Annotated in this window: 1 protein-coding gene; it reads right to left on the reverse strand. The window is 63.0% G+C overall.

Annotated features, from left to right (window positions below; genetic code table 11):
• A partial coding sequence (locus XalbCFBP2523_RS15725) for a condensation domain-containing protein (protein WP_249027743.1) occupies positions 1-1,499 on the reverse strand: 1,499 nt, incomplete at both ends.

Raw genomic sequence — 1,499 nt, forward strand, 5'->3', positions numbered from 1 at the left:
CCGGTAATTGAGCAAGGAGGTAAACAACGGCGCCGGTGCCGGAACACTGCTGCAACGCTGCGCCAGCGACAGCGGCGCATGCTCGTGCCGCAACAGCCCGGCAAGCCGTTGCTGCACCACACGCACACTCTCCACCACACTGGACCCGTCTATCTCGATCCGCAGCGGCAAGGTATTGATGAACATGCCCAGCGCACGGTCGGCGCCCGCTCCACTTTGCATGCGACCAAACAGCACCGTCCCGAACACGACGCGTGCATGCCCCGTGGTACGTGCCACCACCTGCGCCCAGGCCAGATGGAACAGACTGGCCGCACTGACGCCCAGTTCGCGTGCCTGGCTGCGCAGCAACACCGACAACCGATCCGGCAACTCGAGACGCACTTCCTGCACATCCGATCCATCGCCCTGCACATCGACCAGACCGAACGGCGCACAGGGCTCATCCACATCACCCAGCAGTGTGCGGAAATAGGCTTCGTGCTCCTCTCGGCTCACGCCCAGCAGTGCTTGTGCCACGAAATTACGAAACGGCAGTGGCGGCGGCAAGCTTGCAGTCTCACCGCACAGGTGACATCTGACCTCCTCCAGCACAATCTCCAACGTGGTGTGATCCAGCGCCAGGTGGTGACTGAGCAATTGCAACAACCAGCGCCCACTGGCCGGATCGTATGCAACAAAACCACGCATTAGCGGCGCCTGACGCACATCCAGGCGCCAATGCCGCGGATCGAAACGCGATTGCAGCAGTGCCGCGGCATCGTCAGTGCCGTGCTCCACGCAAACCTCCTCGATCAGCAGCGGCGCACGACGCCATACGACCTGCACCGGGGCGGCCAACCCTTCCCAGGCCACCGCCGTGCGCAGGATATCGTGACGATCGATCACACGTTGCAAGGCTTCGATAAACCCGTCCAGACGCGAACGGCTGTCGAACGCGATCAGGTTCGGCTGTAGATAGGCATCGCCTTCGTGCTGCAGCAGGTGATGGAAGAAAATGCCTTCCTGCAACGGGGCCAGCGGATAGATGTCCTGGAGATTGGCACAGCCACCCGGTGTCATCGCAACGATGGCGTCGATCTGCTCCTGCCTGAGTGCCACCAGCGGCAGCATCTCCGGGGTGATCACCGCGCTGTTGGGGCCAATGCCATTGGGCGGCACGCTGACCGACACGGTGCCGCTCGCCGCGGCCAGTGCCGCAAGCGTCGGCGTGGCGAACAAGGTGCGCAAGTCGGCCTGCAAACCCTGCTTACGCATGCGCTCGGTCAGCGTCACCGCCAGCAACGAATGTCCGCCGAGAGCGAAGAAGTTGTCGTGCCGACCGATCGTGTCCAGACCCAGCAGGTCCGACCAGATCACGGCAATGGCCTGTTCGATTTCATCCTGCGGTGCTTCATATGCATGCGCGGCATAGGCAGACCCATCCGGTGCCGGCAATGCCTTGCGATCCAGCTTGCCGTTCGGGGTCAGGGGCAGCGCGTCCAGTTGTACGTAGGCGG

Origin of the sequence: Xanthomonas albilineans, from assembly GCF_002939705.1 — a bacterium.
In the GTDB taxonomy this organism is placed as follows: Bacteria; Pseudomonadota; Gammaproteobacteria; order Xanthomonadales; family Xanthomonadaceae; genus Xanthomonas_A; species Xanthomonas_A albilineans.